We start from the raw sequence: 26,733 nt of genomic DNA on the forward strand, positions 1-26,733 counted from the left end.
GGAGAGCTGGTCCGATGGTCTGGAAGAATGTCATCGAGCCGGAGCGGCCCGGCGTCCGCTACGCCTGCCCGTGCTGCAAGCAGCTGACGTTGGGCTCCCGTGGCCAATTCGAGATCTGCGACGTGTGCTTCTGGGAGGATGATGGTCAGGACGAACACGATGCCGAGATCGTCCGGGGTGGCCCGAACCACGACCTCAGCCTGCGGCGGGCACAGCTGAATTACCGCAGCCTGGGCGCCATCCAGGCGCGATTTCTCAAATCTGTTCGGCCGCCTCGGCCGGACGAAATTCCGGAGACGGGAAGATGATGATCATCGACGGCGCGGCAGGCGAGGGCGGCGGGCAGGTGCTGCGCACCGCGCTTTCGCTCGCGCTGGTGACCGGCAAGGCATTCCGGATCGAGAATATCCGCGCCAACCGGTCGCGCCCCGGCGTGATGCGGCAGCATGCGACCGCGGTCGAGGCTGCGTGCGCGATCGGCGGGGCGGAGTGCGAGGAGCTTGCGGTCGGTGCCTCGGCGCTGACCTTCGTGCCGGGCAAGGTGCAGGCGGGCGAGCATGTCTTCGCGGTCGGCACTGCCGGCAGTACCGGCCTGGTGCTGCAGACGATCCTGCCGCCGCTGATGCTTGCGGACGGTCCATCGCGTCTCGTGCTCGAGGGCGGAACGCACAATATCTACGCGCCGCCCTTCGACTTCCTCGAGCGGGTGTTCCTGCCGATCGTCAACCTTATGGGGCCGACCGTGTCGGCACGTCTCGTCCGCCACGGTTTCTATCCGGCCGGCGGCGGACGGATCGAGGTGGACATCGTTCCGGCGGCGGCGCTGACGCCGATCGATTTCGTCGAACGGGGCGAACGCGTCTCGGTCGAGGCGCGGGCGATCGTGGCCGCTCTGCCGGGTGACATCGCCGTGCGGGAGCTTGCAGCGGTGGAGAAGGTGCTTGGCTGGCCCGACGCGGCACGCCGCATCACGCAGCTCCCCGATCGCTGCGGCCCGGGTAATATCCTGATGCTCGAAGCGGTGTTCGAGCACGTCACCGAGCTGGTCAGCGGCTTCGGGAAGCTCGGCGTCCCGGCACAGGTGGTGGGCGAGAAGGCGGCCAAGCGTATGGCCGGCTATCTCGCGTCGTCAGCGGTAGCGGGCCCCTACCTCGCCGACCAGTTGCTGCTGCCCTTCGCGCTCGCCGGCGGCGGTTGCTTCACCACCGTGAAGCCGTCGCAGCACAGCCGGACCGCAGCCGAGGTGATCGCCCGCTTCCTCGACGTGCGGATCGCGTTCGAGGAACGCGAAGGGGGCGAGCATCTGGTGAAGGTGATCCCGGCTTAATCGCAGCCGGCCGCGTTCGCCTTCCGCTCGACGCCGAAGCGAAAGCTGGTGGTCGAGCGGAAGGTCTCGCCGGGGCGGAGCAGGGTCGACGGGAATTCCGGACGGTTGGGGCTGTCGGGGAAATGCTGGGTCTCGAGCGCGTAGCCGTCGCCCTGGCGGATGGTGCGCCCGCCCGCGCCGACCAGAGTGCCGTCGAAGCTGTTGGCGGTATAGACCTGGAGCGAGGGTTCGGTGGTGCTGAGCTCCAGCGTCCGCCCGCTTGCCGGATCGACCGCGCGGGCGGCGAGGCGGAGACCGCTGCCGTCGATCGCGAAACCGTGATCGAAGCCGCGGGCGAGCAGCATCAGGGGATGGGTCGAACCGATGCGGTCGCCGATTCGCGCGGGCGTGCGCAGATCGAACGGCGTGCCGTCGACGGGCAGCAGCGCGCCGGTGGGGATGCGCTTGGCATCGAGCTCCGCGATCCGCGCGGCGTGGATCTGCAGCCGCTGGTCGTCGGCGCTGCCGGAGCTGCCGCCGGCGAGATTGAAGTAAGCGTGGTGGGTGAGGTTGAGCACGGTCGGTCGGCTCGTCGTCGCGACATAATCGAGCCGCAGCGTGTCGTCGGCCGTGAGCGTGTAGGTGACGGCGACCTCGAGCTTGCCCGGGAAGCCGTTCTCGCCATCGGGGCTGGTGTAGCGCAGCGTCACCGCGCTGCATCCCGGCGTGTCGCAGGCCTCGACACGCCAGATCTTGGCGGCGAAGTTCGGCACGCCGCCATGAGAGACGATCGCGTCCGGATCCGGCGACAGGGGGAAACGCGTGCCGTCGATCGAGAAGCCGCCGTGCGAGATCCGGCCGGCATAGCGGCCGACGAGGCTGCCGAAATTGGGCTTGGCTTCGTAGGCGGCGAGATCGGGCAGAGCGAGCACGACATTGGTGCGGCGGCCGGCTCGATCGGGGACTGCAATCTCGTCGATGATCCCGCCCAATGTGAGGATGCCGACCCGCATGCCGCTTTTGTTGGTGAGCACGATCCGCTCGACGGCGACGCCGCCCCTGGTTGTCCCATAAGGCGCGCGGGCGATGCCCGGAGTCGCGGCGGCGGCGGTGGCGGCGGCAAGGAGGCTCATCATGGCCGCATCGTTGCGCGAGGACCGCCGCCGAGGCAAGCGCCGCGGTGACCCGCGGAACATCGCATCACGCTTATTCCGCAGGCTGCGGTGTGGGGAGCGCCGGCCGCTTGTGGGTGAGGAGACGTCCGACCTTCGGCGCGAGCCATTGTTCGAAGCTGTCGGCGAGGCTGAAGCCGGCCGGCACGATCACCAGGGTCAGGATGGTCGACAGGATCAGCCCGCCGATCACGACGATGCCCATCGGCGAGCGCCAGCTGCCGTCGCCGGAGATCGAGATCGCGGTCGGCAGCATCCCGGCGACCATCGCGACGGTGGTCATCACGATCGGCTGGGCGCGCTTGTGGCCGGCGTCGGCGATCGCCTCGTCCTTGGCGACGCCCTTGCCCATCTCCTCGATCGCGAAGTCGATCAGCAGGATCGAATTCTTGGCGACGATGCCGAGCAGCATCAGGATTCCGATCAGCACGGGCAGCGACAAAGCGTTGCCGGTGATGTGCAGCGCGATCGCACCGCCGAGCGGGGCGAGCAGCAGCGAACCGAGATTGACGAAGGGCGGGACGATCCTTTTGTAGAGCAGGACCAGCACTGCAAAGACCAGGAAGATGCCGGCGATCACTGCCATTCCGAAATTCTCGATCAGTTCGGCCTGCATCTTCGCCTCGCCCTGGTTGGCGAGCTTCACGCCAGGCGGCAGGCTGAGCATCGTCGGTGTCTGGTTGACCTTGCTCATCGCTTCGACGACGCCGGGCGCGAGATCGGCTCCGACGACGATCCGCCGTTCCTGGTTGAAGCGCTGGATCTGCGTCGGCCCGCGCCCGAAGCCGATATCGGCGACGACCTTGAGCGGCACCGAACCGCCGCTGGCGGTCGGCACCGGCAGATTCTCGATGGTCGCAAGGTTGCGGCGCGAATCCTCGGTGAGCGAGACTCGGATCGGGATCTGGCGGTCGGACAGCGAGAATTTCGCGCTGTTCTGATCGATCTCGCCCTGGGTCGCGATGCGGATGGTCTGGCTGAGCGCGGCGGTGGTGACTCCCATGTCGGCGGCGAGATCGAAGCGCGGCCTGATCATGATCTCGGGCCGGCGGAGATCGCCTTCGATTCGGGGCGCGCGAATCTCCGGCAGTTTGCGCATATCCTCGACGAGGGCGGACGCCGCGCGCTCGAGTTTCTCCGGATCGTCGCCGGCCAGCATCACCGAGACCGCGCGGTTGCCGAAGCCCTGCTGAGACCGGAAGTAGACTCGGGCATCGGCGATGTCGCGCAGCTTGGGGGCGACGTCGCGCTCGAATTCGATGCTGGTGCGCTCGCGCTCCTTGTTGAGCGTGATGTAGATATTGGCATTGTCGACCCCGACCGAGGCGAAGGCCGCCTGGACGTCCGGCTCGGCGCGGATGAGATCGGCAGCCTGGCCGGCGACCTGCTGGGTCTGGCGCAATGTCGAACCCGGCGCCATCTCGATCGCCACCGAGCTATAGTCGCTGTTGGCGTTGGGCTGGAAGGTGAACGGCAGGGTCGCGAAGGCGAAGATCGTCGCGATGAAGGACGCGAGGCCGAGCAGCATCGTCTTCCAGCGATGGCGGAGCGACCAACGCAGCAGGGCGACGTAGCGGTCCATCACCCAGCCTTCGCCGTGGCTGGCATGGCCTTTCGCCTGCAGGAAATAGGCGGCCATCAGCGGCGTGATCAATCGCGCTACCGCCAGCGAGATCAGCACGGCGACGACGATGGTCAGCCCGAAGCTCTTGAAATATTGGCCGATCAGGCTGCCCATCATGCCCACCGGCAGGAACACCGCAACGATCGCGAAGGTCGTCGCGACGACGGCGAGGCCGATCTCGTCCGCGGCCTCGATCGACGCCTGATAGGCCGATTTGCCCATCCGCATGTGGCGAACGATATTCTCGATCTCGACGATGGCATCGTCGACCAGCACACCGGCGACGAGGCTGAGCGCGAGCAGGGTCACTCCGTTCAGCGAAAAGCCCATCAGGTCCATCAGCCAGAAGGTCGGGATCGCCGACAGCGGGATGGCCAGCGCCGAGATCAGGGTCGCCCGCCAATCGCGCAGGAATACCAGCACCACCAGCACGGCCAGGACGGCGCCTTCGACCAGAGCCTCCATCGCGCTTTTGTACTGGCCCTTGGTGTAGTCCACGGTGGTGAACAGCTGGACGAACCGGATCCGGCCTTCGCTCTCGGCCTCGAGCGCGCGCAGCTCCGCCTCCGCGGCCTTGTAGACGGTGACGTCCGACGCGCCCTTGGCTTTCTCGATCGAAAAGCTCAGCACCTGCTTGCCGTTCATCAGCGCGACGTGGCGCTGCTCGGCGTAGAGATCGCGGACGGTGGCGAGATCGGCGAGCTTGACGTTGCGGCCGCTGCCTATCCAGATCTTCTTCTCGCCGAGATCGCGGGCGTTGCGCGCGTTGCCGAGCACGCGCACCGACTGTTCGGACCCGGCGATCTCCGCGCGGCCGCCGGCGGCATTGAGGTTGATCTGGCGGAGCTGCTGGTTAAGCTGCGAGGCGGTGATGCCATGGGATTGCAGCTTGGCGGGATCGACGATCACCCGGATTTCGCGGCTGACCCCGCCGCTGCGGCCGACATTGGCCATGCCGGGGATGGCGAGCAGGCGCCGCGAGACGTTGTTGTCGACGTACCAGCTCAGTTCCTCGAGGCTCATCGCCGTCGACTCCGCGGCGACATAGGCGATCGGCCCGCCTTCGACCTCGACCCGCTCGACCTGCGGCTCCAATATGCCCTCAGGGAGATCGCCGCGAATCTTGGCGACGGCATCGCGGACATCGTTGACCGCGCGATCGACCGGCGTGCCGATGTCGAACTGGACGAAGGTGCTGCTATAGCCTTCGCGGGCGGTGGAAGAGATCTCGTCGACGCCGTTGATGCTCCGCACCGCCGCTTCGACTCGCTGCGTCACCTGGGTTTCGAGTTCGGTCGGTGCCGCACCCGGCTGCGATATCGTGACCGACGCCGCCGGAAAGCTGATGTCCGGCATGTTGTTGACGTCCATGCGCAGAAAACTGACCACGCCGAGCAAGGTCAAGGTCGCGAACAGCACCAGCGGAAACACGGGATTGCGAATAGCCCAGCTCGAGATGTTCCGCATGTTCCCCTCCATCCGGCACAGGAAGGATTTCGCGTCGCCAGACTTGTCCCTGGTCGTGCCGCCCACCGATCGATGGCCAAAGACTACGCCTTCAGGCGCGGTCCGTCACGTCGACTCTTCGTCGGGATCGGATGTTTCTCGAAGCGGCATGGCCGGGTTTTTACCGTTCGTTTGCAGATTTGCGGCTACCCAGCTGTCTGAAAGAGGTCCTCATGCTCCAGATCGTCTACATCAGCACTGCCCAGCCCGGTTTTGCCCAAAGCGACCTGCGCGAGGTGCTCGAAGCCTCGCGCCGCAACAATGCGGCCGTCGACGTCACCGGATTGCTCGTCGCGGGCGGCCGCCGTTTCCTCCAGGTACTCGAAGGTCCCGAGGCGGCGGTCGAGGCCACGCTCGCCCGGATCAAGGCCGACCCCCGGCACCGCGCGCTGGTCAATTTGTCCAGCAAGCAGGTCGATGCCCGCCAGTTCGGCGACTGGTCGATGGGCTTCGAGCTCGGCGGCGTTCCCGGCGCCGGCGATCTGAACGCGGTGGTTGCGAATCTCGTCGCGAAGCTCAGCGACCGCAATCTTGCGGCGCAGTTTCTCGGCTTCGCCGAGATCCACGCCCGCGCTGCCTGACCTCCTTCGGGAGCGGCAATGCAACGCGCAGGCGTCGGCGGCGTTCTCTCGGCCCCTGTGGTTTGAGAGCATCTCTGCCGAATGTCGAAGATCGTAAACGGCTCCAGCCTGCAGCCGCTGTCCGGCAGCAAGCCTAAGCAGATCGTCCTCCTGCTCCACGGCTACGGGTCAAGCGGCGCGGACCTGATCGCGCTGGCGCCCCATTGGCGCCAGGCGCTGCCTGACGCCTTGTTCCTCGCCCCCAATGCGCCGCAGCGCAGCCACGGTGCCGGCTATCAATGGTGGCCGCTCGCCGCCTTCACGCCGCAGGCCCTGGCCGCCGGCGCCGCCTCGGCGGCCCCTGCGATCGATGCCTTCGTCGATCGCAAGCTCAAGCAGTATGACCTGACCGAGGCAGACGTCGCGATCGTCGGGTTCAGTCAGGGGACGATGATGGCGCTGCATGTCGGGCTCCGCCGCGCTCAGGCGGTGGCCGGGATCGTCGGCTATTCCGGCATGCTCACCGGCGCGCCGGAACTCGCCCATGCGAAAATCACCAGGCCGCCCGTGCTTCTGATCCACGGCGCGGCGGATCCGATCGTCCCGGTTGCGGCGCTGCACGCCGCGAAGGCGGAGTTGCAGAAGCTCGGGATCGAGGTCAGCGACCATGTCTCGCCCGGTGTCGGCCACAGCGTCGATCCCGAAGGCCTGCGCCGCGGCGGTGCGTTCGTCGTCGAAGCGTTGACCCCGCGGCGTTGAGCGGGCGCGCTTCCCTCGCGTCGAAGGCCCGCCCTCGCCGCCCTTGACGGGAACAGCCGACGCGCAGCGCCGTTCGGCGGAGCGAGTCACCACGATCAGGACCCGTTTCATGGCATCACAGCATTTCACCCCGCCGGGCCCGCTCGGCTTCGGCGGCGCCCCGCTCGGCAACATGTTCGACGAAGTCAGCGACGCGCAGGCCGAAGCCGCTCTGGTCGCCGCCTGGGAGACCGGCGTCCGCCACTTCGACACCGCGCCGCATTACGGAAACGGCGTTTCCGAGCACCGCTTCGGGAACGTGCTCCGCAACTATCCGCGCGAGGAGTTCACCCTGTCGACCAAGGTCGGCCGGATCCTCAAGGCCGATCCGAGCGTCCGCGACAATCCGCCGTTCGTGCGTGCGCTGCCGTTCCGGTCCGAATATGATTATTCCTACGACGCGACCATGCGCTCGATCGAGGACAGTCATCAGCGGCTCGGCCTCGCCCAGATCGACATCGCCTACATCCACGATCTCGCGGCGGACCATCATGGCGATGCCTGGGAGGATCTCTTCGAGATCGCGATGAACGGCGCCGCCAAGGCGCTGATCCGGCTCCGCGAAGAGGGCGTGATCAAGGGGTGGGGCTTTGGCGTCAACCTCACCGAGCCTTGCGAGCGGGCGCTCGAGGAGTCTGATCCCGATATCTTCCTGCTCGCAGGGCGCTATAGCCTGCTCAACCAGCCGGCGCTCGATCGTCTGTTTCCGATGTGCGCAGATCGCGGCGTGCATGTCGTCGTCGGCGGCCCCTACAATAGCGGGTTGCTCGCGGGTGGCCGGACCTTCGAATATCAGGAAGCGCCGCCGCAGCTCGTCGCGCGGCGGGACAGGCTGGCCGAGATCTGCGGCCGCCACGGCGTCGATCTTCGCTCCGCCGCACTTCATTTCTGCGCGGCCCATCCGGTGGTCGCAGCGATCATTCCCGGGGCCAAGCATGCGGACCGCGTTCGCGAAAATGCACGGCTTATGGCTGCGGAAATCCCCACCGCTCTGTGGGACGAGCTTCGCGCCGAAGGCTTGATCCCAGAGGGCGCGCCGACTCCGGGACGGCACGGGTGAGGCATCATCCGGCCATCGTGCGCGGCAAGGTCGCGGTTGTGACCGGCGCCGCAAGCGGGATCGGCCGTGCGGCCGCCGCAAAGCTGGGCCACGCCGGCATGGGCGTGGTACTGGCCGACGTCGACGAGGTCGGGCTTGCCGAGGCGGCCGAGGATCTCACGCGAGACGGGGTCGCCGTGCGCACGATCGGGGCGGACGTCAGCGATCCTGCCTCGCTCGCCTACCTGAGAGAGGCAGCCCACCAGCTCGGACCGGTCTCGCTGCTGATGAACAATGCGGGGCGGGAAGGGGGCGGCGGCATTCTCGCCGGCGCCGACATCTGGCAGCAGACGATCGCGACCAATTTGATGGGTCCGCTCTACGGCATCCAAGCCTTTCTTCCCGATCTGCTTGCCGCCGACTGGCCCTGCGCGATCGTCAACACCGGCTCCAAGCAGGGGATCACCCTGCCGCCCGGCGACACCGCCTACAATGTCAGCAAGGCGGCGTTGAAGGCACTGACCGAATCTTTGGCCCACCATCTGCGCGCCGCGGGCGATCGGATCACCGCCCATCTGCTGATTCCCGGTTTCACCTTCACCGGGCTGACTCGGGCACGCGGCGTAACCGAGAAGCCGCCCGGCGCCTGGACAGCGGAGCAGGTCGTCGACTTCATGCTGGCGGCGATGGCGAGAGGCGATTTCTACATCCTCTGCCCCGACAACGAGGTGACTCGCCCGTTGGACGAAAAGCGGATCGCCTGGAGCGCTGGCGACATCATCGAAAATCGCTCGGCTTTGTCACGCTGGGATCCGCGCTACGAGGACGCGTTCAGGGCGTTCATGGAAGGGAAGAGCGAATGAGGATCGGCTTCGTCGGCCTTGGCCAAATGGGCAGCGCGATGGCGCGCAACCTACTCGCCGCCGGGCACCAGCTGACGGTTTGGAATCGCTCGGCCGGCAAGGCGGACGGGCTGGGTGCGGAAGGCGCCCGCGCGGCGGCAAGTCCGGCCGAAGCGGCCGATGGCGCGGACATCGTGGTGACGATGCTCGCCGACGACAAGGCGGTCGAGGAGGTCGTGTTCGGCGATCAGGGCCTCCTGTCCGGGACCAGGCTCCATGTCTCGATGAGCACGATAAGCGTCGCGCTGGCCGAGCGGCTCACTGCCGCCCATGCCGAGGCCGGCGGAGTGCTCGTCTCGGCGCCCGTCTTCGGACGTCCGGCGGCAGCCGAGGCGGCGAAGCTGTTCATCGCGGCTGCGGGCCCGGCCGATGCACGCGCCGCCTGTACGCCGCTGTTCGATGCGGTGGGCCAGCGCGTGTTCGCGGTCGGCGACACGCCGTCCCAGGCGAATCTGGTCAAGCTCTCCGGCAATTTCATGATCATGTCGGCGATCGAGGCGATGGCCGAGGCGATGACCCTGGCCGAGAAAGGCGGAGTCGCCCGCGAGACGTTGCTCGAAGTGCTGACCGGCACCCTGTTCGGATCGCCCGTCTACCAGATCTATGGCGACATCCTCGTCAACGATCGGTTCCGCCCGGCCGGCTTCGCGGCGCCGCTCGGCCTCAAGGACATGCGGCTGGTCGGCGCGGCGGCGGAGGCGGCACGGGTGCCGATGCCGCTGCTCGGCGTGGTGCGCGATCACCTGCTTGCGGCGCTCGCCCAGGAGGGCGAGGAGATCGACTGGTCGGCGATTGCTCTGCCGATCCGACACGGGGCCGGGCTCGGCTGAGTCAGACGCGCCGGCGGGGGAAGGCGGCTCCGCCAGGCCGCGCGCCGAGCTTCGCCTCAAGGCCCTGAATGGCCCGTCCGATTTCGGCCGGGATTCGGCTTTCGACGCCCGAGGTCATGCCTGTCCAGATCACCGCTCCGTCCGCGGCCTGGGCCGACATCATCACCATCGGCGCACCGTTCCACAGGATGAGACGGGTCCGCAGGGTAATGGCATCGGAGTGATCCTCAGCGCCACGAAACACCTGGACCCCGCGCATTCTCTGTGCGCTGGCCGTGATCAGTTCGTCGCAGGCGCGGGCCAGCGACCGGTAGCGCGGTGCGCCGGTCGCGTCTTCGACCGCTTTGACGACCAGCGGCCTCGCCGCCGGGCCGGGGCGCAGAACGAACCAGGACGCCAGACCGGCGAAGATCAGCACCGCCGCCAATAGGGTGGCCAGAAGGCGCTTCCGCCGCTGCGGCCGTGGGCGGGACATCACAAGTGTTTCAGGCGCTACCGCCTCCGGGGCTGTAACCTCCGGCAGCAGGCGGTAACCGCGCTTCGCAACAGTCTCGATGAAGCGCGGCTCGCGGGCGTCGTCGCCGAGCGCCTTGCGAATGTCCCTGAGCACGACCGGCACGCTGTTCGCACTGATCACCCGTCCGCTCCAGACCTCGGCCAGGATCTCCTCATGGGAGACAACTTGGCCGCGGCGGCGGCAGAGCAGTTCCAGCGTGCGCGCCGCCCGGTGTTCCAGCCGCCGCCGCTCGTCGCCCCGCCACAGTTCGTTGGCCGCCGGCGAGAAGGTCCATCCGCCGATGGTGCAGTCTCCCTCGGACGTTTCCGCTACTGGCAAGATTCGTCTCCCTGATCCGGCTCGGGCAAGAGAACGCAGGGAGGCTCGCGTTGCAAGGGCAGACCGGCCAAGACCCGCACTTCAGGACATCTTCAGCTTTTCCTTATTCGACTTGCCCGCCGATCATTGGCCTTTCTTGCCGCTCAGCCTCGGGGCTCGCAACGCCCCCGGCATTTCACGCCAGGAGAGTGTCGATGCGTATTGAACAGCGGATCCGCGCAGCGGAGCAGCGTGACCTCGGAAAGTGGATCCTCGGCATCGCGACCATCGGTTTCGGTGCAGCGTGCTTCCTCCAGCGGGACTTCACCAGCTTCTGGCAGCCGGTGCCCCAAAGCCTGCCGCTGCGACAGCCACTCGCCTTCCTCTCAGCGGGACTGCTTGTTCTTTCCGGCGCCGGGCTGTTCTTTCGGCGGACGATGGGGCCCGCCGCTCTGATCCAAATCCTGCTGTTCCTTGGCTATGTCGCCGCGTGGCTTTCGCATATCGCCGACCGACCCGGCACGATCTGGCTCGGTGTGTGCGAGAACCTGGCGGTCGCGGTTGGTGCCGCGACGATCTGGATGCGGACGCCGCCGCGCTCGCCTGCGCCGCTCGGAGTCGCCGCCGTGCGGATAACTTACGGGATCTGCTCCGTGGTCTTCGGAGTGGCCCACTTCATCGCAATCGACGGGACCGCGAGCATGGTGCCGAACTGGCTGCCCGGCAGCGGCCGATTTTGGGCGGCGTTCACCGGACTTTGTCACCTTGCCGCCGGCGCCGCCCTGTTCGCCAACCGCCTCGCGCTTCCTGCGACGCGGCTTGCGGGGTTGATGTATCTGGGCTTCGCGACCCTGTGCTGGCTGCCGGGCGCGATCACCCATCCCGACCAATGGCTGCGCTGGGCGGGAATTGCGATCAGTCTGGCGATGATGGGCGCAGTCTGGCTGGTGGGGGACCTTCTCCGCCGGACGCGAGGCGGGTTTTCCACAAACACGGCGAGGTCGCGCGAAGCGATCCTTTATGGCGGTGCCTGAGCGCTTCCCGAAAACGGCGTGTGAAGAGTGACCGACGCGAAGTGCCGATCACTCCTCCGCGCGAACCAGTTTGATGTCCCTGTCGGCGGCCCAGAGATGCACGTCCTCGCGGCGGAGCGCGGTCGCCATCAGGTCGGGAAATTGATCGGGCGTGCAGGCGAAGACCGGGATGCCGAGCACGGCGACTCTGGCCGAGAGCTGCGGGTCGTAGGAAGGACGGCCGGTGTCGGTGAGCGCGAGCAGGACGATCACGTTGACTCCGGCGACCGTCAGCCGTGCAAGGCGATCGAGCAGGGAAGCCGCGTTGCCGCCTTCGTACATGTCGGAAATGAGGATGAGATGCGCCTTGCCGGGGCGCTCGATCCGCTCCTCGCAATAGCCGATCGCACGATCGATGTCGGTGCCGCCGCCGAGCTGTACGCCGAACAGCACTTCCACCGGGTCGGCGAGCTCCTCGGTGAGATCGAGGATGGCGGTGTCGAAGCAGACGAGCTTGGTCGCGACCACCGGCAGCGAGGCCATCACCGCCGCGAAGATCGAGGCGTAGACCACCGAGCTTGCCATCGACCCGGACTGGTCGACGCACAGGACCACCTCGTCGAGATCGACGATGCGGCGCTGCTGCCGCATGAAGCCGACCAGCGTTTCCGGAACGATGGTGCGCTGCGCAACCTGATAATGGCGCAGATTCCTGTGGATGGTGCGCGGCCAGTCGATGTCGCCGAAGCGTGGGCGGCGGGTACGGCGCGAGCGATCGAGCGCGCCGCGGATGGCGTCCGCCGTGCGGCGTTCCAGCCGTTCCATCAATTGCGCGACGACCTTGCAGATCACCGCGCGTGCCGTCTCCTTGGTCTTGTCGGGCATCGCACCGCGAAGGGCGACGAGATCGGCGACGAGGTTCACGTCGGCCTCGATGTTCGCCAGCAATTCCGGCTCGAGCAGCATCTGGCGCAGGCCCTTGCGCTCGAATGCATCCTTCTGGATCACCTGAACGATCGGCGCCGGGAAGAATTCGCGGATGTCGCCCAGCCATTTCGCCACCCGGGGCGCCGACGCGCCAAGGCCGCCGCGGCCCTTCTTCTCGCTCTCGCCGTCGCCGTAGAGCGCGGTCAAGGCCGCCGACATGCGCTGATCCGACGGCGAAAGGCCGGATTCGTCCTCGTCGACGCCAAGGGCGAGCGTCCAGCGCCGGGCGCGTTCCTCGTCGCTCATGATCGTGCCCCCTCCCTCAACAATGCGGTCACACGGGCGAAATGCGCCGGCCACGCCTCGTCGGCTCCCGGCAGGAGGCGATAGCCGCCGCCATCGCGTTCCCGCCGCGCGAGCAGGGCATCGATCAGGCGCCGCCGCTCCATCCGATCCAGGGCGGAGAAGACGCGCCGGAACAGGGGGAGATTGGTGACGAACGCCTCTTCGTCGAGGCCGAGCAGCCAGACATCGACTGCGCTCCGCAACCCGTCGTCGTGGATCAGGCGCTGACCGGCACCGGCAAGGAAGCCTTCGAAGAAGCCCGCCGCCTGCGCGATCGGCGTGCCCGGCGACAGCATCCGTCCGAGCAGGCGCACCGCCTCGTCCGCCGGCAGACGTTCCGCTTCGTAGAGCAAGCGCGCCGCGGCGCCGGCGACGAGCCGGGTCGCCTGATCGTCGTCCAGCAAGCGGGACAGCCCGCCATACCAGGTCTCGACCACGTCGCCTTCGAGCGCGGCAAGCTGAACCGCGCGCTCGGCGTCGAGGATCGCGGTCCGCATCGCCTCCGCCGCATCGGCGTCGAGGTTGCGGGCCGCGTAGGGCAGGGCGAAGGCCGCTTCGGTGACGATCCGCGGCATCAGCAGCGCCAGATGTTCGGCGGGGCCGGATCGCGCCTCGCCATAGCGCAGGATGTCGGCCATCGGCGGCAGTGCCGCCAGCAGCGCGCGGCAATCGCTGGTCAGCGCCGCCTTGTGCTCCAGCGCGGCTATGCCGATCGCGACCGCACGCGGCAGATCGGCGATCATCGCGGCGCGAACACGGGCGGCGAGGGCCCCGAGATCGGCGTCCGCCTCGATCTGCTCGACGATGCGCGCGGAGGCTGCGTCGGCGATGGTCGAGCCATAGACGAGGTGCTCGACCAGACGCACCGCAAATTCCGGTTGCCAGCAGAGCTTCCAATTCTCCCGGAAGGTGCCGCGGCTTCGGCCGGCATCGGCAAGCCGGCCCCAGGGTATGTCAAGAATTGTCAGGCGATGGAGCAGGGTCGAACGGGCAAGGCCGCTATCGCTGCGCAGGTCGACCGAAAGATCGCGTTCCAGCGCTTCGGGCTTGAGCCGGGTCGCCTTCTGCTGGCGCTGCAGATCCTCGAGCAACGGCGCCAGCGGGGTCGAAGGCGGGATCGACCCCACGCCGGAGCCGACCAGCAGCTCGGCCGCGATCTCCTCCCAAAGCACCGGATTGCCGAAGCACAGGCAGGCGATCGCCGCTTCGCGCAACTCCTCGAAGCCCGGGGCGGGGCGTCCGCGCAGGGCGGCGAGGCCGGTGCCGAGCCGCTGCGCCTCGATCACCGACGCGGTCGAGACGAAATGTCCCTTGTCACGGAGCAGTCCGGCGATCCGGGTCAACCAGATCGTGTCGCGGTCCGCCATGTCCCGGGTCTGCCAGAGATGGGCGCACCAGCCGGGCGCCGCGACCCCGGCGCCATAGCCGCTGGCCCGCGCCAGGCGCGGCGTCGTCCAGGGCGCCCAGGTGGCTTTCACCTTCGTCTTCGGCCGGCCCCTGAGCAGAGCCCGATCCTCAGTAAGGCTGGTCTTGCGTGCCAGCGCCGGCACGTGCCAGGCGCCGCAGACGATCGCCAGCGGTCCGTCGACCTCCTTGGCGGCGCGGGCGATTTCCAGCCGCATGGTCGCCTCGCGGGCCGCCTCGTCGGAGTCGATCGCACCGGCTTCCGCGCGCAGCGCACCCATGGCATCGGCAACGGCCGCGAAGACGGGGCCCGGATGGGGATTCTCCTCGATCACGTCGGACCACCATGACTCGCCGTCGGCATAGCCCGCCGCGGCGGCAAGGATGCCGATCGGATCGCGGCTGATCGGGTCCTCCTGTTGGGCCATGTCGTCAGTCGCCTCGTCGTCGCCCTGAACGGGCGGCGCGCAGCGGGCAAGCCGATCGGCTGCGGGAAGATCGATGAAGCGGAGCAGGGCGCCGTGGCGCACGGCCCAGAGCGCCGCCTGATATTCGGGGGAATATTCGGCAAACGGGAAGAAGGTGGCGTTGGCCGCGTCGTCCTCTGCATAAGCGAGCAGCGACACCGGCAGGACCATCTCCGGATCAGCGAGCATCGGCAGCAGATCGGACGCGTCGCTCGGCCCTTCGATCAACACCGCCGACGGCTGCAGAGAGTCCAGCGCCTCGATCAGTCGCCGCGCGGAGCCGGGACCGTGGTGGCGAATGCCGAAAAGCGAGACGGGCGCCGGCATCGGCTCAGATGCGATCGGTCAAAGCGGCATAATAGCCTTCGAAGCCCTGGCGCTTCTTCAGCACCGTCTCGAGATATTCGCCGAGAACCGCCCGGTCCTGCACCGGATCCTTGATCACGGCGCCGATCATGTTGCTGGCGAGGGCGTCGGGAGTCAGACGGCCATCGTTGAAGAACGTGGCTTCGCTGATCCCGCCGACCATCACGCCGATCGCCTCGGCGGTGGACAGGCCGCCGGTCGGAGTCTTGAGCGCGATCTTGCCGTCCTCGGTCGAGCCGGAGCGCAGCTCCCGGAAGATCGAGACGATCCTCGCGACTTCGTCGGCGACGTTCTTGGGTGCGGGAAGATCGAGATTGGCGGCCATCTCGCCGACCCGCTTGACGATGATTGCCACTTCCTCAGATGCGGTGTCCGGCAACGGGAGGACGACGACGTTGAAGCGCCGCTTGAGTGCCGAGGAGAGTTCGTTGACGCCCTTGTCACGATTGTTCGCAGTCGCGATGATGTTGAAGCCGCGCGCCGCATAAACGGAGGTGTTGAGCTCCGGAACCGGCATCATCTTTTCCGACAGCACCGTGATCAAGGTGTCCTGAACGTCACTTCCCATCCGGGTCAGCTCTTCGAAGCGGCACAGCTTGCCGCTTTCCATCGCACGCATCAGCGGAGTCGCGACCAGGGCTTCGCGGCTGGGACCATGGGCAAGCAATTGGGCGTAGTTCCAGCCATAGCGGATCTGGTTTTCGTCGGTGCCGGCGGTACACTGGATCACCAGAGTGGAATCGCCGGCAATGGCTGCGGCGAGATGCTCGGAAACCCAGGATTTAGCGGTCCCGGGTACACCGAGCAGCAGCAAAGCGCGATCGGTCGCGAGGGTCGCGACCGCGGTCTCGATCAGCCGGCGGTCACCGACATACTTGGGCGTGACGACGCTTCCGTCCGGCGCCGTCCCACCCATCAGATAGGTGACCACCGCACGCGGGGACAGTGCCCAGCCGGCCGGCTTGCGTTCGCCGTCGCCGCCCGCAAGCGCGGCGAGCTCCGCGCCATAGGTCTCCTCGGCGGGACGCCGCAGCTTCTCGGTCATGATGTCTCTCCTGTGTCGTCGAGCGCAGCATTCAGCCGCAGCATGTCGAGCCGGGGATCGGCGGCGAGCATGCCCGTTTGCCCGAGTCTTTCGATCGCACGCCGGGCACCTTCGCGCGATGCGACGAGGCCCAACGCCTGCAGCTCGGCGGCCGCAGCGGCGCTCTTGCCGGCCTCATCCGCGATGAGCAGAGTGAGTAGGGCCGCGCCGGCAGGCACGCGCATCGGGTCGGCAATCCGGCAGAGGCCGGCACCGATCGAAGCGGCATCCGCGAAGCTGACGCCGCGGGTGCGAAGCAAGGCTTCGGCGACCTCCCGGCGTTCGGGTTCGGTGAGGCGCGGCAGAAGCAAGGCAAGGTTGGCGGCACTTTCGGCGCCGCGGTTGCGCAGCGTCTCGACGGCGGTTTGCACCACCGCGTCGGGCGCCGACGCCGCGATCATGGCCGCAATGCCTTCGTCCGCCTGGTAATCCGCCCCCCAGCTCCACATCGCAGCGGCGCCGAGGGGATCGACCTCGAGAGCAGCGGCAAAGGCGGGATAGTCGATCCGGGTGAGCAGCTCCTGACGCCGCTGGCGCTGCGCCGGCGTCTTGAGCGTTCGCGGCACGATGATCCTGGTCCGACGGAGCAGGCCCCTGGTCTCGACCGTGAAGAAGCCGGCGAGCTCCGCGGCATCCTTGCCAAGCTCCCCGCGATGGCCGAGGCGGGCCAGCAAGGTTGCCGCGAGCGCCTTCACCTTGGGCGCGCGATCGCTCAGCAGCGTTTCGAGGAACGACCGGTCCTGATCGGAGAGACGAGCGCCGAGCGCCGTCGCGAGACGCAGGCGGGAGTCGGCCGGCTCTCCGCCGATACGCGCTTCGAGCAGGCGCCGCGCCGCCTCCGGATCGTCGCCGCGCAGGCGGACCAGCGCCGCCGCGCGACCCGCGGGGCCGAAGTCGTTCCAGCTCTCCTCGGAAAGCAACTCGCCCGGTAGGGCCGCCGTATCGCCCGTGGCCAGTGCGGCCCAGTCGCGCCAGGGGGCGTAGACATCGGGGATATCTTCGTCATTCGCTTCCGGCATCCAGTCGCCGGGATGCATCGTCCAGCCGCGCGCGGCGAGGAAATCGAGCAGGCTTCGCCGCTGTCCGCCGCCGCGCGTGGCGGCGACGAGCCGGCGTGCGAGCGGTCGCACCAGCTCCGGAACGGGCGGCAACGGCAAAGCCGGAAAATCCGGCAGCGGGCCGAGATCGTCGGTCGGCTGCGCCACGGTCATCGCGCCGAGCAACTGGCCCGCGAGGGCGAGCAAGGCCAGTTCGGCATCGGCGCCGCTGCTGCCGATCGCGGCCCGCCACTCTTCCGGCGCCGCCTGGGCCGCCATGCCGCCCGTCGTCCACCGGGTCAGAACCGGCCCGAGTGCCGATTGGAGATCGTCAAGCATCGGCACCGAGCCTCCCCCACGGCGTCGATGCGGCGAGGAAAGTCAGCCGGCTGTTCGACCACAAGGCGGCGGAGGCCGCGAGCGAGGTTCCGAGGAGCGCACGCGGCACGTCGGCGGCGACCGGCAGGCTGATCCCGTCCTCCGCCGCCTGCCACCAAAGTTTACCCGCCGGATCCGCGGCGAGCCGGCCCGGCGGCAGCAGAACCGGGATTTCGAGCGCCCACGGCGCATCGAGAAAGGGCGCGGCGAGCAAGGCGGAAAGATCCTCGCCGGGCTCCGGCCAGGAGTCGGTCTGCCCGGCCGCCGGCCGATCGCTGCGCGCGGCCAGGATCGCGCGCAGCGGCCGCCGCCCCGGATAGAAGACCAGCTCTCCGGAAAGGCGTTCGCCCGCCGAAAAGACGGACCCGCGCCGGCCGGCGGTCGCCGGATGGAAATCGAGCAGCATCGCGAAACGCGGCTCGCTTTCGCCGAGATTGAGCAGCCATGTCGTTTGCGAGACAAGCCCGTCTCGGCGTGTCTCGACGATCTCGGCAAGCACCTCCCAGGTGCCGGTCACCCGCAGGGAGGACGGGTCGGCGAGCAGGGTTTCGCGCGTTTCGGAGGCCGCAACGGCGCGACGGATTTCGGGATCCCGCGGCGCGGCGCGGAAGGCGCGCGCCAGCATCACCAGCTTGCCGAGCTCGACCACGGCGCCGCGGACACGATCGCCCGGCGGGAGGGAAAGCAAGCGGGCAGGGAGCTCGTCCAGTCGGCCGGCCAGGGTCGCGGCCTTGCCATCGACCATGCGCGCGGCGATCCGGCGGCAGCGCGCGGTGGCATCGTCGATGAAGGTGCCGAGCCCGAGGCGAAGCTGGTCGGTCACCCAGGTGTCGAGCGCGTCGAGCGCGTCCGTAATCGCGCGTTCCGTGTCTTCGGCCCGCTTCGCCGCGGCGGCTTCACGGCGGGCTGCGCCCTGCGGATCGTCGGCCTCGGGTTCGAGGGCGCGCGCCGCCGTCGCATCCTTGGGCGCGGCGGCATCGCCGACCGGCACGGTGCGCGCGGGACCGCCGCCCCGGCGGCGGCCGAGCCAGTCGCTCACCCAGTCCGGCGTGTCGGCGACCGCGAAGGGCAGGATCGCTTCGGCGTCGAGCCACAGCAAGGCAAGGACGTGCTTGCACGGAAATTTGCGCGACGGGCAGGTGCATTTGTTGCCGAGATCGCGGCGGTCGGCCATCACCCGATAGGGGTTGGCACCCGATCCGGCACATTGTCCCCAGATCAGGACGCCGTCCTCGCTCATCCCGACGCCGGACCATTTGGCAGCCTTGGCGAGGCCCGACGCGGCCTTGAGCGACGCCTGGTCGGTCGCCAGCTGCTCGATGGCCCTGAGATCGATGCCCACGCTGATTTGCCCCTGTCCCGCGCGGCAGCTTACGGGAATGGTGCCAAAGCTCAATGGGGCATCAGGCGTAGTGCGCGGAAGCGGGGGACGGTCATGCCGGCCGCTTTCCTGCGCGGCAGAGGCTCTGCTAGGCGACTGCGATGCGTGCACCTGTATTTCAGATCGATGCTTTCACGACCCGGAGGTTCGCCGGCAATCCCGCGGCGGTGATGCTGCTGGACGATTTCCCTCCGGATGCAATTCTGCAGGCGCTCGCGGCCGAGAATAACCTTCCCGAGACTGCGTTCCTGGTGCCGGACGGGCAAATCTATCGCCTGCGCTGGTTTACCCCGACGGTGGAGGTGCCGCTCTGCGGCCATGCCACTTTGGCGAGCGCCGCGGCGGTGATGGAGCGCCTCGAACCGCGACGCGACAGCGTGGTCTTCGAAACGGCGAGCGGGCCGTTGACCGTGGAACGCGAGGGCGCGCGCTACCGGATGGATTTTCCGGCGCGCGCCTGCACGGCGGTCGCGCCTCCGGTCGGACTTGCGGCCGCGATCGGGGCCGAGCCCATCGAAGTAGAGTGGGACGGCTTCAACTTCCTCGTGCGGCTGGGGACTTCCGACGAGGTGCGGACGCTAATCCCCGATCTCCCGTCCGTACGGCAGCTGGCCTGCGCCGGCGTGATCGTGACGGCCGCAGATGGCGGCGATTTCGATTTCGTCAGCCGCTACTTTGCCCCGGCGAAGGGCATCGACGAGGATCCGGTAACCGGCGGCGCCCATTGCGCGCTGGCGCCGTTCTGGGCCGAACGGCTCGGCAGGACCGATTTCCGCGCCTTCCAGGCTTCACGCCGCGGCGGCGAGATCGTCTGCCGCCTGCGCGGTGACCGGGTCGAACTCGAAGGTTCCTGCGTCTTCTACCTGGAGGGCGAGGCGATCTTCTGAACGGGGCTCTGGATCCGTATCGGTGATGCGAGCCGGGTTCAGAAGCAGGCAACCGGCCCGCCGGCGAGTCCCTTAGATTTGGCGCAGAGGAGGATCGGTTCCGTCTCGATCAGCCGCAGCGATCGCACCATCTTCTCCGTAGAGAGCTTGTAGTGCACGAAATGCGGCGCCTTGATGTGCGCCTCGTACGCCGCCCGGCTCGCATAGACTTCGAGCAGGTGGATGCGGGTGGGCTCGTCGGCGATCGCCACCGAGTGAAGCATGATCACCCCCGGCTCGAGCCGCACGGACGCTTCCTGTTCTTCAGCCAGCAGCGCCTTGTAGGCATCGAGCTGCGCGGGATCGATCTCCAGCTCGGCGATGCGGACCATCGGCTTCTCCGCGGCAGCTGCGGCATCGGCCCTGCCTACGCAGAGCGCGAGGATTGCGGCAGCGATCGCCAATGTGATTGCCTTGCCCATTGCCGTCTTCATCGATCCTCCTCCATCAGCGTAGGGTTCCACCTGAGCGACGAAGGCCGGCGCCAACTGTCGGATGCAGCCCCGTCGCGGACCTCACGACCCGGCATTGCGGCGGCCCTTGGCGTAATCCTCATCCGTGACCTTCTCCATCCAGGTCACTGCCTTGCCGTCCTTGGCTTCCTGGATGGCGATGTGGGTCATCGCGGTCCCGGGCGCGGCGCCGTGCCAATGTTTGACGTCCGGCGGACACCAGAGGACGTCGCCGGGGCGGAGCTCCTCGATCGGGCCGCCTTCCATTTGGGTCCAGCCAAGCCCCGCGGTGACGACCAGCCTCTGGCCGAGCGGATGGGTGTGCCACGCCGATCGCGCGCCGGGCTCGAAGGTCACGATCGCGGCCGTAGCCCGAGCCGGCGCAACCGCGTCGAAAAGCGGATCGATGCTGACCGCTCCGGTGAAATAGTCTGCCGGCCCCCTGGCGGAGGGGCGGCTGCCGTTGCGGCTGATCTCCATCGTGGTTCTCCCGTCGGATTCGCCGGTCGCGGCGGGCATGAGCATCGCGCCGACGATCAGAATCGTGGCCATCATCAGCATGTCTCCCTTGCGTCGTCGGATCGGTCGCGCCGACATCTGGCTTCGACCGACACGTAGACGCTACGGCGACGAAGGATCAGCCAGGAAAGAGTCGATGGAGCGGTGAGCGGAATTCACCACCGTCCGCGCGCCGACCTCATCGGGCCGGGAAAAGCAGATGAAAGGTCGTCTCTTCGCCCGGCTCCAGCGTCAGCGCGCCGCCATGGGCGAGCGCGATCTGGCGGGCGAGGCTGAGGCCGATCCCGGTGCCGTCGGGTTTGTCCGAATGGAAGGGGCGGAAGATGTCGCGCGCGGTCCCGGGCGGGATGCCGCGGCCATTGTCCCGCACCCGGATCGACAATCCCCCCTCGGTCTGCGTGATGGTCACCAGGATGCGGCCGGCTCCGGTGCCGGGCATCGCCTCGGCGGCGTTCTGGAGCAGGGCCCACAAGGCCTGGCTCACCTGGTCGCGGTCGATCGACCAGGTGAGATCGTCCGCCGCCTCGATCTCGAGCACAAGGTCGGGCCAGCGGCCGCTGAACAGGCGCGCGAGATCGGCGGCGAGCTCGCCGATCCGCACCGGCCGCGGCACCGGCTCCGGCAGACGGGCCAAAGCGCGGTAGGCGGTGGTGAAGCGTTGCAGCCCTTCGGCGCGGCGTGCCAATGTTCCGAGGATGTCCGCGAGCAACGCCGGATCGCCGTCCGGCATGACGGCGGCGGCCGCACCGCTCTCTGCAAGCGAGGCGATCGGCGCGAGACCGTTCAACAGTTCGTGGCCCAAGATCTGAATCATCTCGGCCGTCGCCCGCGCCTCTGCCGTGCGCTCCTCCTGCTCGATGTCGATCAATGCCGCCACGGTCCGGCCGGCGCCGGCACCTCTTGCGATCTCGACACGATCCACCCGCCAGCGGCGGCCCTCGTACCCAAGATAGTGCGCGCCCGGGTCGAGCAGGTCGGCAGGGGGCGGCACCACCCGATCGTCGGTTGCGAACAGCGTCCGCGCGGCACGGTTCAGGGCGTGGACGATGCCGCCCTCGATCGCGACTAGCGGCGTCGGCGCGGCGTCGAGCAGCGGTGCGGGCGCACCGTCATCGCCGCTGGCCGGCGGCGCCGAGGCGCGAGCGAATTCGGCGCGCGGTCGCACCAGACCCCACCAGATGAGCGTGGCGATCCAGGCCGTGATGAGGAGTGCGCCGGTCAGCAAACCCCAGAGGCCGCGTTGCCAGGCGGCCAGCGCGATCGCTCCACACAAGACCAGCGCAAACGGGGCGAGGATGGCGTGGCTGCTCTGCCTAAAGGCCATAACGCGCCATGCGGCGGTACAAGGCGCCGCGGCTCAGTCCGAGCGCGGTCGCGGCGCGGGTTACGTTGTGCCGATATTCGCGAAGTGCCGCCCCGATCACCGCACGTTCCGCGTCGTCGAGGTCGAAGCTCGCGTCTTGTGCGACCGCAGCGTCGGCAGCCGGCGTTGGAAGCGCAAGCGCCGCCGCGTCGATCCGCCCGTCCTCGCTGAGCAGCACCGCGCGCTCGATCCCAAGCGCAAGTCCGCGTACCTCGTCCGGCCAGATCGCGGTGCGGATCGCCGCCTCGGCAGCCCCGGTCAGGGTTGCGGGAGGCCGGCCAAAGCGTTGCGCGGCATCGTCGGCGAAATGCCTCGCCAGCAGCAGGGAATCGTCTCCGCGCGCGGCCAGTGGGGGCACCGGCACTTCGACGATCGCGATCCGCCGCCGCAGGGCAGGGGAGAGGGGTGCGACTGTGTCCGCCACCGCAAGGCATCGGAGGCCGGGCGGCAGGCGCTCGACTAGACGCGCCTGGGTCAATGTGTCGAGCTGGTCCGGGTAGCGCAGGAGCACGGTACCGGTTGCGCCGCGGAGCTGCCGCCAGGCGGCTTGGTCGCGCAGGTCGACGCGTAGCAAAGGCGTCCCGGCGTCGGCCGACGCCGCGTGAATCGCCATCGCAGCGAGGGTTCGGCCCGCTCCGGAGGGTCCGGTGACGATGATCCCTGCGGAGCTCGGCGCGACGCGCCGGATCAGCGCGCGGAGCGTCTGCATGGCAGCACTCTCGCCGAGCAGACGCGGCGCGCCGGTCGCCCGGTACGTCGGAGCCGGAGTGGCCGCGGAGCCGGTGCGCGCGATCGCCGCCTCGACCTTGCCGACGAGCTCGGCATTGCGCCACGGCTTCATCGCGAAGTCGCGTGCGCCCGCCTGCATCGCGGCGACGGCGATGCGGATGCCGCTATGGGCGGTGATGACGACCACGCACGCCGCCGGATCGTCGGCAAGGATGCGGGCGAGGCAGGCGAGGCCCTCCGCCCCATCCGATTTGCCGGGGCCGAAGTTCATGTCGAGCAGGATGGCGTCATAGTGTTCGCGTGCGAGACGGGAGAATGCCTCTTGCGGACTCGCCGCGATCTCGGTGCGATGGCCGGCGAGGCGCAAGGCGATCTCGATCGCCCTTGCGACGATCGGATCGTCGTCGACGAGCAGAATCGCCGAGCCGCTTGACCGGCCGTCCGGCCGTCCATCTTCGGACGCACTGTCCACCAATGGACGGTCCAAGTCCGGTGTTTCTCGGGAAAGTCTTTCATTCATAAGCGTTTAGGTTTTTCCCGGATCGTCGGCGACATTGTATCCATGATGACCGATCGATCCGTACACGCAACCGTCTCTTCCGAGCATGGTGACGTACACGCAAAATCCGCACCGTCGGGGGCTCCGATGATCCGTCTCGAACAAGTCGAGCGCCGCTATCTCTCCGAGGAAATTGAGACGATGGCGCTCCGCGACGTCGATCTCGAGGTGGACGCCGGAGAGTTCGTCGCGATCATGGGCCCGTCGGGCTGCGGCAAATCGACCTTGCTCAACATGCTCGGCACGGTCGATCGGCCGAGTGCGGGCCGCTATCTGTTCGAAGATCGCGATCTGGCGGCGCTCGACGAGAAGCAACTGGCCAGGTTCAGGGGCGACCGGCTTGGCTTCGTCTTCCAGAGCTTCAACCTGATCGACGAGCTCACCGTCGAAGAGAATGTCGCGCTCGGTCTCGCCTATCGCGGCGAAGCCGGCAACCGTCGGGTTCGCGTCGCCGCGGCGATGGACAAGGTCGGGATCGCGCACCGCGGCCGCCATTTCCCACATCAGCTTTCGGGCGGGCAGCAGCAGCGCGCCGCCATCGCCCGCGCGATCGTCGGCAACCCGGTTCTGATCCTCGTCGACGAACCCACCGGCAATCTCGACAGCGACAATGGCCGGCAGGTGATGAACATCCTCGCCGGCCTCAACGAGGAAGGGGCGACGATCGTGATGGTCACCCACTCGCCGAGCCATGCCGATCAGGCGAACCGCCGCATCGACATGCTCGATGGCCGGATCGTCGCCTCCGCCCGTCTGCTCTGAAGGACGGATCGATGAACCGCTACGCATGGCTCGCCCTCTATCGCTCGCTCACCCGACACAAGCTCTACGCTGCGCTCAACATCGGCGGACTGGCGGTCGGCATCGCCGTATTTCTCGTCCTCGCTCTCTACGTGCGATTCGAGACCAGTTTCGAGACCTGGCTGCCGAGGCATGACGAACTGTACCAGGTGCAGACCGATCTGCAGATGCCGGGAAGTCCGTTCAACGGCGCCTATCCCTTTACGATGTCGGGGCTCCTCGAGCAGATGCGGGAGGATTTTCCGGGCATTGCCGGTGCCCGCCTGCGCGGCGGCGAGAATGGCGGCAGCGTCGTTCGAGACGGCCTTGCGGCCAGCGAGGACGTCGCGCAGGTCGATCCTTCCTTCTTCGATTTGTTCGCTCTGCCGATGGTCCGGGGCGATGCGCGGCGTGCCTTTGCCGATCCCGCTGCGGCGCTGATCAGCCGCTCGGCCGCACGCAAATATTTCGGCGGCGCGGATCCGGTCGGCCAGACGATGACGATCGCGGTGGACGCGCCGGCGAGCTACCGCATCGCCGGCATCTTCGAGGATCTGCCCGAGAACACCGACCTTCGCTTCTCTGTCCTGATCCCGATGCCGACCACGCCGCCGCCAACGCAGTGGATGTGGCATCGCTGGGGCTCGGCGTCCCTCAAGACCTGGCTGCGCTTCGACACGCCTGCGGACGCACGCCGCTTCGAGCAGACTTTGCCCGCCTTCGTCGACCGCCGCGCGACCAAGGACGTGGGGCCGAACGCCTCGAAATTCCTCAACCTGTCGCTACTGCCGATTGCGCGCGCGCACCTCGAGCCGCTCGGCGCCGAAGCCGCCAGCCGCAAGCTTACGGTCGCGACGCTCGGCCTGGTCGGCCTGCTGACTCTGCTCATCGCGATCGTCAATTACGTCAATCTCGCCACTGCGCGCGCCGGCCTTCGCGGCCGCGAAGTCGCGATGCGCAAGGTGCTCGGGGCCGATCGCGGTGCGCTGATCCGCCAGTTCCTGGGAGAGGCGATCGTCACCGTGGCGCTCGCGGCGCTGCTCGGCCTGATCCTCGTCGAACTGAGCCTGCCGTGGGTGAATGCCGCCGGCGGCCTGTCCCTGTCTATCCCCTACGGCTGGGCCGTGCCGGTGCTGCTGGCCTTGACGCTGTTGATCGGGCTTGCCGCGGGGTTCTACCCGGCGCTGCTGCTGTCGCGCTTCCCGGCCGCCGCAGTGCTCGCCTCCGCGCGCGCGCCGGGCGGTGGGCGAGCGGGCGCGCGCCTGCGCGAAGTGCTCGTGGTTCTTCAATTCGGGCTGGTCATCGCCTTCATCGCGAGCACGATCGTGATCGCCGCCCAAATGCGCCATCTCCGCCAGGCCGATCTCGGGTTCCGGCGGGAGGGGCTGATTACCGTGCCCTCGCTCGCCGACATCACCCTGGGCTGGGGCCAGGCGCGGGAACTGATCGCCGCCTTCCGGACCTTGCCCGGCGTCGTCTCAGTCGGTGCCGCCGACGTGGCGCCGGGGGGCGCGGGCGGCGGCAATATCGACGTCGTCGAAATGCCGGGACAGTCGCCGAATGCGCCCATGCTGCGCATGTTCAGCGTCGGTCCGGACTTCTTCCGAACCTATGGGCCGCGCCTCCTCGCCGGGCGCCTGTTCGACGATGCGCATGGCGCCGACGATTCGAGCGACTGGCGCAAATGGGATCAGGGCCGCAACATCGTCATCAATCGAGGGGCCGTGACGACGCTCGGCTTCCGATCGCCCGCGGACGCGATCGGCAAGACGGTCGGCGGACCGCGCCCGCGCACGATCATCGGAGTCATCGACGAACTGCGCTTCTTCTCGCCGCGCACGCCGGAAGGTGCGGCTTATTATATCTATATTCGGGACCACCCGGCCCAGCCAATCGCGGCGATCCGCTTCACCGGCGATCCGCAGCCGATGCTCGAGGCGGTGCAGACGACATGGCGGCGGATCGCGCCGCAGGTGCCGTTCAAGGCGGACACGGCCGACCGGCAGCTTGCGGACTTTTACGAAGCCGACGAGCGCGCCTTGCATCTCCTCGCGGTCGGCGCGGGGCTCGCGGTGCTGGTCGGCTGCGTCGGTCTTTGGGGGCTGGCCTCGTTCAACACGGCGCGGCGGGTGAAGGAGATCGGCATTCGCAAGACGCTCGGTGCTTCTTCCGCGGACATCGTCAGGCTGCTCATCGGGCAGTTCCTCCGGCCGGTGCTGCTCGCCAACCTGCTCGCCTGGCCGCTTGCCTACTTCGCCGCGCGGACTTGGCTCGCCGGCTTCAACGACCGGATCCCGCTGTCGCCGCTCTTCTTCGGCGCCGCGAGCCTGATTGCGCTCTCCATCGCCGTGCTGACCGTGCTCGGCCAATCGCTTCGCGCGAGCCGCGCCGCCCCGGGCTGGGCCCTGCGCCATGAATGACGCGGAACGATGACAAGCCCGGTCGGCGACCA

23 protein-coding genes are annotated in these 26,733 nt (G+C 68.2%); 11 read left to right on the top strand and 12 right to left on the bottom strand.

Translation table 11 applies throughout. The features are described 5' to 3' along the window. Window positions 1–14: 14 nt before the first annotated feature. Window positions 15–308, top strand: coding sequence for a CPCC family cysteine-rich protein (locus C7I55_RS08695; RefSeq protein WP_106512559.1), 294 nt, complete (start codon window positions 15–17; stop codon window positions 306–308). Next, window positions 305–1,327 carry an RNA 3'-terminal phosphate cyclase gene (gene rtcA, locus C7I55_RS08700; protein WP_106512560.1) on the top strand — a complete coding sequence of 341 codons (1,023 nt, stop codon included), beginning with the start codon at window positions 305–307 and terminating at the stop codon, window positions 1,325–1,327. Before C7I55_RS08695 ends, rtcA begins: the two co-directional genes overlap by 4 nt. On the opposite strand, the gene C7I55_RS08705 is transcribed toward rtcA, so the two are convergent. Then, on the bottom strand, window positions 1,324–2,442 hold the full coding sequence (locus C7I55_RS08705) for an aldose epimerase family protein (protein WP_106512561.1): 1,119 nt from the start codon (window positions 2,440–2,442) through the stop codon (window positions 1,324–1,326). The genes rtcA and C7I55_RS08705 overlap by 4 nt on opposite strands. Before the next feature lie 70 nt (window positions 2,443–2,512). Next, entirely contained in the window at window positions 2,513–5,569 is a 3,057-nt protein-coding gene (locus C7I55_RS08710) for an efflux RND transporter permease subunit (protein WP_106512562.1), read from the bottom strand. A gap of 212 nt (window positions 5,570–5,781) precedes the next feature. Here C7I55_RS08710 and C7I55_RS08715 point away from each other — a divergent pair, with 212 nt between their 5' ends. The 5 genes from C7I55_RS08715 (at window position 5,782) to C7I55_RS08735 (ending at window position 9,737) form a co-directional block, all read left to right on the top strand. After that, window positions 5,782–6,189: a BLUF domain-containing protein gene (locus C7I55_RS08715; RefSeq protein WP_106512563.1), complete on the top strand. Its 408-nt coding sequence runs from the start codon at window positions 5,782–5,784 to the stop codon at window positions 6,187–6,189. A gap of 81 nt (window positions 6,190–6,270) precedes the next feature. Continuing rightward, window positions 6,271–6,927 (top strand): alpha/beta hydrolase, encoded by a 657-nt coding sequence (locus C7I55_RS08720; RefSeq protein ID WP_106512564.1) that lies wholly within the window; start codon window positions 6,271–6,273, stop codon window positions 6,925–6,927. A 109-nt stretch (window positions 6,928–7,036) separates the two neighbouring features. Beyond that, window positions 7,037–8,026, top strand: a complete 990-nt coding sequence (locus C7I55_RS08725; protein ID WP_106512565.1) for an aldo/keto reductase — start codon at window positions 7,037–7,039, stop codon at window positions 8,024–8,026. Then, window positions 8,023–8,868 carry an SDR family NAD(P)-dependent oxidoreductase gene (locus C7I55_RS08730; RefSeq protein ID WP_106512566.1) on the top strand — a complete coding sequence of 282 codons (846 nt, stop codon included), beginning with the start codon at window positions 8,023–8,025 and terminating at the stop codon, window positions 8,866–8,868. The genes C7I55_RS08725 and C7I55_RS08730 overlap by 4 nt, the downstream gene beginning before the upstream one ends. Next, on the top strand, window positions 8,865–9,737 hold the full coding sequence (locus C7I55_RS08735; protein WP_106512567.1) for an NAD(P)-dependent oxidoreductase: 873 nt from the start codon (window positions 8,865–8,867) through the stop codon (window positions 9,735–9,737). Before C7I55_RS08730 ends, C7I55_RS08735 begins: the two co-directional genes overlap by 4 nt. 1 nt (window position 9,738) lies before the next feature. Here the strand turns inward: C7I55_RS08735 and C7I55_RS08740 are convergent, their stop codons facing one another. Then, entirely contained in the window at window positions 9,739–10,572 is an 834-nt protein-coding gene (locus C7I55_RS08740) for a winged helix-turn-helix domain-containing protein (RefSeq protein WP_158266347.1), read from the bottom strand. A gap of 194 nt (window positions 10,573–10,766) precedes the next feature. Between C7I55_RS08740 and C7I55_RS08745 the strand changes: the two genes are divergently transcribed. Beyond that, a complete protein-coding gene (locus C7I55_RS08745; protein ID WP_106512569.1) occupies window positions 10,767–11,585 on the top strand; it encodes a DoxX family protein in 819 nt (272 codons plus the stop codon). Between the two features lie 48 nt (window positions 11,586–11,633). Here the strand turns inward: C7I55_RS08745 and C7I55_RS08750 are convergent, their stop codons facing one another. From C7I55_RS08750 to C7I55_RS08770, 5 genes are read right to left on the bottom strand one after another with little or no spacing between them, the layout of a single operon-like run. Next, window positions 11,634–12,797, bottom strand: a complete 1,164-nt coding sequence (locus tag C7I55_RS08750) for a VWA domain-containing protein (protein ID WP_106512570.1) — start codon at window positions 12,795–12,797, stop codon at window positions 11,634–11,636. Further along, complete coding sequence (locus tag C7I55_RS08755; protein ID WP_106512571.1) at window positions 12,794–15,034, bottom strand: DUF5682 family protein; 2,241 nt, start codon at window positions 15,032–15,034, stop codon at window positions 12,794–12,796. Before C7I55_RS08755 ends, C7I55_RS08750 begins: the two co-directional genes overlap by 4 nt. A 4-nt stretch (window positions 15,035–15,038) precedes the next feature. Then, a complete protein-coding gene (locus tag C7I55_RS08760) occupies window positions 15,039–16,118 on the bottom strand; it encodes an ATP-binding protein (RefSeq protein ID WP_106512572.1) in 1,080 nt (359 codons plus the stop codon). Beyond that, window positions 16,115–17,533 carry a DUF5691 domain-containing protein gene (locus C7I55_RS08765; protein ID WP_106513142.1) on the bottom strand — a complete coding sequence of 473 codons (1,419 nt, stop codon included), beginning with the start codon at window positions 17,531–17,533 and terminating at the stop codon, window positions 16,115–16,117. The genes C7I55_RS08760 and C7I55_RS08765 overlap by 4 nt, the downstream gene beginning before the upstream one ends. Next, window positions 17,526–18,914: an SWIM zinc finger family protein gene (locus C7I55_RS08770; RefSeq protein WP_106512573.1), complete on the bottom strand. Its 1,389-nt coding sequence runs from the start codon at window positions 18,912–18,914 to the stop codon at window positions 17,526–17,528. The genes C7I55_RS08765 and C7I55_RS08770 overlap by 8 nt, the downstream gene beginning before the upstream one ends. 140 nt (window positions 18,915–19,054) lie before the next feature. Between C7I55_RS08770 and C7I55_RS08775 the strand changes: the two genes are divergently transcribed. Continuing rightward, a complete protein-coding gene (locus C7I55_RS08775) occupies window positions 19,055–19,840 on the top strand; it encodes a PhzF family phenazine biosynthesis protein (protein WP_106512574.1) in 786 nt (261 codons plus the stop codon). 38 nt (window positions 19,841–19,878) lie between these two features. On the opposite strand, the gene C7I55_RS08780 is transcribed toward C7I55_RS08775, so the two are convergent. The 4 genes from C7I55_RS08780 to C7I55_RS08795 all read right to left on the bottom strand — a co-directional run bounded on the left by C7I55_RS08780 (window position 19,879) and on the right by C7I55_RS08795 (window position 23,414). Beyond that, window positions 19,879–20,313: a putative quinol monooxygenase gene (locus tag C7I55_RS08780; RefSeq protein ID WP_233222122.1), complete on the bottom strand. Its 435-nt coding sequence runs from the start codon at window positions 20,311–20,313 to the stop codon at window positions 19,879–19,881. Window positions 20,314–20,394: 81 nt separating this feature from the next. Beyond that, the gene (locus tag C7I55_RS08785; RefSeq protein WP_332888413.1) at window positions 20,395–20,886 is read right to left on the bottom strand and encodes a (R)-mandelonitrile lyase; all 492 of its coding nucleotides are present in this window, start codon (window positions 20,884–20,886) and stop codon (window positions 20,395–20,397) included. Window positions 20,887–21,028: 142 nt separating this feature from the next. Continuing rightward, window positions 21,029–22,174 carry a sensor histidine kinase gene (locus C7I55_RS08790; protein ID WP_106512575.1) on the bottom strand — a complete coding sequence of 382 codons (1,146 nt, stop codon included), beginning with the start codon at window positions 22,172–22,174 and terminating at the stop codon, window positions 21,029–21,031. Further along, on the bottom strand, window positions 22,164–23,414 hold the full coding sequence (locus C7I55_RS08795) for a sigma-54-dependent transcriptional regulator (protein WP_233222172.1): 1,251 nt from the start codon (window positions 23,412–23,414) through the stop codon (window positions 22,164–22,166). The genes C7I55_RS08790 and C7I55_RS08795 overlap by 11 nt, the downstream gene beginning before the upstream one ends. A gap of 174 nt (window positions 23,415–23,588) precedes the next feature. Here C7I55_RS08795 and C7I55_RS08800 point away from each other — a divergent pair, with 174 nt between their 5' ends. Together C7I55_RS08800 and C7I55_RS08805 are read left to right on the top strand one after the other, a co-directional pair. Beyond that, window positions 23,589–24,263, top strand: coding sequence for an ABC transporter ATP-binding protein (locus C7I55_RS08800; RefSeq protein ID WP_106512577.1), 675 nt, complete (start codon window positions 23,589–23,591; stop codon window positions 24,261–24,263). 11 nt (window positions 24,264–24,274) lie between these two features. Next, window positions 24,275–26,701: an ABC transporter permease gene (locus tag C7I55_RS08805; protein WP_106512578.1), complete on the top strand. Its 2,427-nt coding sequence runs from the start codon at window positions 24,275–24,277 to the stop codon at window positions 26,699–26,701. Window positions 26,702–26,733: the final 32 nt, after the last annotated feature.

Origin of the sequence: Allosphingosinicella deserti (genome assembly GCF_003012735.1) — a bacterium.
Classification (GTDB): Bacteria; Pseudomonadota; Alphaproteobacteria; order Sphingomonadales; family Sphingomonadaceae; genus Allosphingosinicella; species Allosphingosinicella deserti.